This is a genomic window from Shewanella scandinavica, assembly GCF_031932065.1.
In the GTDB taxonomy this organism is placed as follows: domain Bacteria; phylum Pseudomonadota; class Gammaproteobacteria; order Enterobacterales; family Shewanellaceae; genus Shewanella; species Shewanella baltica.
In genome coordinates this window covers 264,172-270,171 of record NZ_JAUOES010000004.1, presented here as the reverse complement: position 1 = coordinate 270,171, position 6,000 = coordinate 264,172, and the positions used below count along the sequence as shown (strand labels likewise).

Annotated in this window: 4 protein-coding genes; all 4 read right to left on the bottom strand. The window is 42.3% G+C overall.

Going from position 1 to position 6,000, the window contains the following annotated elements; genetic code table 11:
- Window positions 1-35: 35 nt before the first annotated feature.
- The 4 genes from lgt to Q4Q50_RS05110 all read right to left on the bottom strand — a co-directional run bounded on the left by lgt (window position 36) and on the right by Q4Q50_RS05110 (window position 5,926).
- Window positions 36-815, bottom strand: a complete 780-nt coding sequence (lgt, locus tag Q4Q50_RS05125) for a prolipoprotein diacylglyceryl transferase (RefSeq protein ID WP_259520635.1) — start codon at window positions 813-815, stop codon at window positions 36-38.
- Between the two features lie 212 nt (window positions 816-1,027).
- Window positions 1,028-1,474, bottom strand: a complete 447-nt coding sequence (locus tag Q4Q50_RS05120; RefSeq protein ID WP_006084117.1) for a hypothetical protein — start codon at window positions 1,472-1,474, stop codon at window positions 1,028-1,030.
- A 211-nt stretch (window positions 1,475-1,685) separates the two neighbouring features.
- Window positions 1,686-5,186, bottom strand: a complete 3,501-nt coding sequence (locus Q4Q50_RS05115; protein ID WP_311898673.1) for a cadherin-like domain-containing protein — start codon at window positions 5,184-5,186, stop codon at window positions 1,686-1,688.
- A 143-nt stretch (window positions 5,187-5,329) separates the two neighbouring features.
- Window positions 5,330-5,926, bottom strand: coding sequence for a hypothetical protein (locus Q4Q50_RS05110; RefSeq protein ID WP_311898671.1), 597 nt, complete (start codon window positions 5,924-5,926; stop codon window positions 5,330-5,332).
- Between the last annotated feature and the right edge of the window lie 74 nt (window positions 5,927-6,000).

Genomic DNA, 6,000 nt, shown 5'->3' with positions numbered 1-6,000 from the left:
ATAGAAAGCCTTTTTAAACCGTTTGATATTCTGACTTAAACGGCTTTCTTTCGATACGCCAAAAACAACAAGACTATGCCAACGGCTAAAAACGGTAAGCTGAGAAGTTGTCCCGCACTTAGCACTGATTCAGAGTAAGCCGCTTGGCTGACTTTAATCGATTCAATCGCAATTCGCGCACTAAATACCGACACCAAGAACAGGCCAAAAATAGCTCCATGCCGTTGTTTAATCTGCGTAAATTGATACAGAGCATAAAGCGCAATAAAGATAGCCAAATAGGCAAAAGCCTCATAAAGCTGCGCCGGATGCCTTGGCAACATATCAACACGGGCAAATATAATGCCCCAAGGTTGAGTCGTTGGATCGCCTAAAATCTCTGAGTTGGCAAAGTTCGCCATACGCACAAAAAAGCCAAAAATGGCGGTGGCGATCGCGAGTCTATCCAACAAAAACAGGAATGGCAGCTTCACTTTGCGTTGGTAATAATACAGCGCTAGAATCGCCCCTAAACCCCCACCGTGGCTGGCGAGTCCACCTTCCCAAATCGCCAAAATCTTAAGCGGATGGGCAAAGTAATAAGCCGGATCGTAAAAAATACAATGGGCTAAACGCGCGCCCACTATGATGCCAACCACACAATAAATCAGTAGATTATCAAGGGACTCAACATCGAGGTTTTCCTTGATATAAATCCGCTTCATCACCTGAAAACCAGCAGTGATAGCAACAGCAAACAAGACTCCATACCAATGTATTTTTAGTCCCATAAACGAGATTAATACAGGATCGAGCTCCCACACTAAGTGTTCCAAATTCAATTACTCCTAACACTTGGTACATAGAGGTACGCCAAAAAGCCTGTTTTACGTGGTTAAACGCCAATAGACAAGCCTTGTCACGGGGATATCTTACTATTGAGCCAAATTTAACGACACTGAGTAGCGTTTTACGGCTGAAAGGTATAATTGTGGTCAGCTTTGCTGACCACGCCAAACAGACCACAGGCGTTAACTTTGAGTACTCGCTACAACTGACCTATTTCCTTACGCCAGATCCCCTTCTCCTGTGCTTCAGTCAATTTCAGTTTGGCGAAATACCGAGTCACAAAAAAGCTAATGGGAATAGATGATAAGGCAAGAGCTTCAAAGTTATATAGGGTCATGACAGCAATGCCATTGGTTAGTAGCCCGATCACACCCACCATGTTTGCATACTTACTCTCATAGATTTTCCCAAACTTGCAGGCCAAGTAACCAATAACGGCCGCAGGAACAAAGAGCATCCAATAAAATACTAACCCATTCCAAACAAAGAGAATAAGTAAGGCTAAACCTAAGAAAACACCAAGTAATGCCCCTAGAAATGCTTTTTTAGGTGATTGGTTTTTAACAAGATCTTCATAAGCTTGCTTTGCCTGTTCATCTATAAACTTGCGATACGACTCGCTTTCACCCTTTCCCTTACGCGCCATTTAACTCACCATATTGCTGTATTTAAGACAAAAAACTGGGCTATTTTGCTAGAAAATAACATCTTTGTCGCGCTGTTTTGAATAGCAAACACGCGGAGCTTGAAGGTAAAGCTTTCACTTTAAATAATGAACCTCAAACCGAGTTGACTGAATTTCAGAAAATAAAAAAGCAAGCAGTTAAGCTTGCTTTTTTATTGCGCACTATGACGTCTTATTTAACTCGACGGCGGCTAAACGCTAATGGTGCAAGTAGCAATGATAGCCATGACAAGCTACCACCTGAAGAACCTTCTTTTTCAGGTTCTACCGGCGCTTGACCTTCACCATTGATAGTCACTGTAACAGATGCCTTCATTTCAGCATCACCATCTGAGATGGTATAACTAAAAGTCTCTGTTGCAGATTGACCTTGATATAGATGACCAAATTGTCCATTAGGGCTATAAGTCACAGTACCATCATTGTTATTGGTGACCTTGCCCTTTAAAGAGCCAACATCAATAGCTGTGATAGTAAGCGTGTCTCCATCAGCATCGGTATCATTTGCAAGCAACGCGATTTGTATGTTGCCCGACTTGGTTGTTACCGCGGTATCAGCGACAGCAACAGGAGCTGCATTAATACCAACAACACTCACAGTCACTTCAGTCGTGCTTGTCGCACCAAGTTCATCAGTGATGGTATAACTAAATATTTCATTTGCCGTTTCACCTTTGGCCAAGTTGTTAAACTGACCGTTTGGATCGTACACAAAAGTACCATCACCATTATCAACCAACTTACCTTTCAGGCTAGCTTGCTTAGATGTGAGGGTAAAAGTGTGGCCATCGGCATCGGTGTCATTCGTTAACGGCGATATAGTGACAGTTGCATTCTCATTGACACTGATAGCATCAGGCGTTGCTGTTGGCGGTGTATTAATTTTAACACTGACATCAACTGTAGCTTCAGCAAAGCCACCTTTGTTATCGGTAATGATGTAAGCAAAGCTATCTAATACGGTTGAGCCTGGCGTTTCATTTGCAAAGGCACTACCTGAGTCATAACTGATAACATTGCCCGAAACCGCAACAGCCCCCTTAGTAGATCCAGTAGTAACGCTATCGATCACTAAAGTATCACCATCTGCATCCGTATCATTTGCCAAAGGTGAAATTGTCACTTTTTGGCCAGCCCAAATTGTCATAGCATCCGAGTTGGCTACTGGCACATTGTTCGGCGGGACGTCAGTGTTTAAAGGCTCACCCGCACTCACTTGGTATCCTCCCGTAACAGCTGTGTCATCTTCGTGGCTAACGACAACATATAAAGTCGATTCCAATTCAGACTTAGCTAGCTTTGAAAATACATAGTTTGTCGCTGATGGATTTGTTGCTAGGGTAACATTATCAACAATTGTCGTAGACGCGTCTGATTTGTAAACGGTTAACTTTGGCTTCATACCTAAGCTGGAGTCTGTCACACGTACAACGAGGTCTTTGCTCATATCTATATTTTCTAAGACATAGAAATCAAGATCGCCAGCACTGTCAATCACTCCATTGATACCAGCATTGGTCGTATCGAGTTTAATTGCGGTGATATAGCTACCATCACTGTCAAAATAAGGCACATTGCTCACAACCAATGAGGTTTTCGCAATACGTACAAAATTCTCCGTTATGGCTGGTAAAGCTTCTTGTACTGGCTCAGAGCCGTCTAATGTGGGGGTAAATAGGCCTGTGGCAGTATATTTTGCCTTGCTTTCTTTGTTATCAACATTCACTTCGACTTGATAAATACCATTCTGATTGTATGGTGCAACGGCGGAGTAAATACCATCACCTGCAACCGCATCACCGCCTTGGCCATTATCAAACATTTCCAAGTTGGTCGTGTTGTCCATTGGGTCCTTGATCGTAGCGATGACATTAGCACCAGTGATAAGTTTATCTTTGGTTAACGCAGTCGTTAAAATCATCGGGCTTGGGTAACTTACGGCATTACCAGCAAATCCCTCAACAGAGACAGTATAACTTCCCGCTAGACTTGGCTCTGCACTGACATTGACCGTCGCATCTAGCGCACGATTTGCATTTGTGTTTATTAACTCAAGTTGCCATTCACCATGACCAAGTGAGGCAACAAGACTATTAGGAACATTGACGCTACAAGATTGCCCTCCAGACACAGGTAAACAATCGAAAGTTACGCCATTGACATTATGACCTGAAGCATCTTTTAGCGTGAGTTGCAGGTCAGAAGCGCCGCCTTTATGGTTTACGAAAATATTGACATTATCTAAACCAGAATCGATATAAATACTCTGGGTTGCACCCGTGCCACTTTCAATATTAAGCGTTGATGACACTAAGTTTTGGTTATCAGTGGCAATGGCATTTGCTTGTAAAAAAGCATCGATAATTTCGGCTAACGTTGTTGGTGAAGAAAAGTATTTTCCGCCTGTTGCATTGGCCATTGTCACTAAAGGACCCGTTGGCGAAGCTGAGCCATAACCGAAACTAAAAATTGGTACATTAGCATTTTGATAGGCAGTGATGACCGAGGATTCTGATTTTATAGAATTATTATCGTCACCATCAGCAAGCACAAAAACGACACCTGGTGCGCCACTTGCCGCCGAAGCCTGATAAGCAGATAAATTATCAAGTGCTAACTGACTGCCATCGAACAATGCCGTTGAACCATAGGCATAAATATTATCAATTGCACCTTTCAAAGCTTGTTTAACACCGTTATCTGGCTTGGGCAATTTTTGCATCGCAAAATCTTGCTCAACACTCGAACGGCCTGAGAATGAAACTAATCCCATCGCAGTACTGCCTTCAGCAGTCGCATCAACAAGTATTTTAGCGGCTTGCTTGGCGTTATCGATAGGTGAACCAGACATGCTACCCGAACGGTCCATGACAATCTGCATATCGATATCGCCTTCAACCCAAACAAAATCAAGCTGATCACGACAACTAAACTGCGCTGCGGGTAACTCTTTCTTTACCGGATTATTAGCATCTGGCGCATTATTTGCCAAAGTAGTATATCGAGTACGAGTTGGCTGAGCCGTTTTCCGCCCAGATTTAGGGTCGTCTTTAACGTCTTGAGTAAGTACTTCCCAAGCACTCTTACCATACACTCGTCCCTGTGCGGTACGGTTTACATCACCAATATTAATCGCAGTTGAATGATTCAACCATTTCATATCACCGTTTCTTGCTTGCCATTGATTACTCATGATGGAATCAGTAGCCACGTCAGTGGTGAGCGTTGCATTAGCTGCACCGGAAACCGCGTTACCTTTATACTCGTCATACACACCATAGGCGTAGTGTCCCCACTCGTGGGCCAAGGTGTAGCCAGAGCCCAGGGTATCGGTGAGCATATTGTGATCTTTGCCTTGCCCTGCACCATTTGGAAAAACATCTCCAAACCAAATATGCATACCATTGGCGCCAAAGCCCGCAGTATTTGCTCGCGGCCATTCACGCTCGCCCCAAATAATGTCCGATTTAGATCTATGCTTATTTTCTCTGAAAATACTTATCTTTCCGAGCTTATGTTCACCGTTCGATTGCTCACATACCCCATCGGCAAAATAACCCAATATTTCCTCGTAGGCTTTCTGATCACTCCCTTCAGGATTATTGTGCAAAGACACAGTAATATCGAAAACAGCGTTAGACGAATCAGAAGTCATCACTGAAACTGATTGCATATGGTTTGCTGATACAATGGATTTGTCTTGCTGTTCAGTGACAGTATTGACCCGTGATAACCAACTGTTTGCAGCTATAGCTGAGCTAGATGTTAAAGCGAGCCCCACACAAATGGCGACCTTGCTCAAGTTATTTTTTTGTATCACTTCATATCTCCTTTAGAAAGTAATAATAGTTGGAAGGTGTATTTACCTTCTTTCACAACGAGTGTTCCGTTCTGCGTTAATCGTTTTGAAATCACAGGGTATAAGGACGAGAAATCGGCTATAGGTATCAAATCAAATACATGCTGAATAAGTGTTCCATTAGGTAATTCGAGTTCGGGCGGGATATCGTTCGGAATGTTTAAGATAATAGTGCTAGGCTCAACTATTAACTCAGAAACGATGGAATCATATATATAAGGAAAAAAACTTGAGTCGATTTCACAGTAATCCAACTGATTACTAAACCAATACTTATAGGCATGACCAAGGCTTGCGGCTTGCTCACCTATAATGCGATCTGTGCATTGATATTCTAGACTTTTCCCGGTAACAATCTTGTGCGACAAAAGCTGCATGTTTGAATCAAAATCAATGATTCTGATATGACTGTCAGTTAGTTCACTAATAATTTGAGTAGTGTAATAACGTTGAAAATCTAGAGGTGAGTTATATCTATAGACAGTTTTGGCATACACTGGACAACATAATACAAACAGCAAAATACCAAAAAGAGTTGTAATCTCTCGTATCATCCGTGAAAACTTATTTATCCTAAAAACTTGAAAACAATGTTAACAAAAACAAAAAAACTTTGTATGCATTTGTT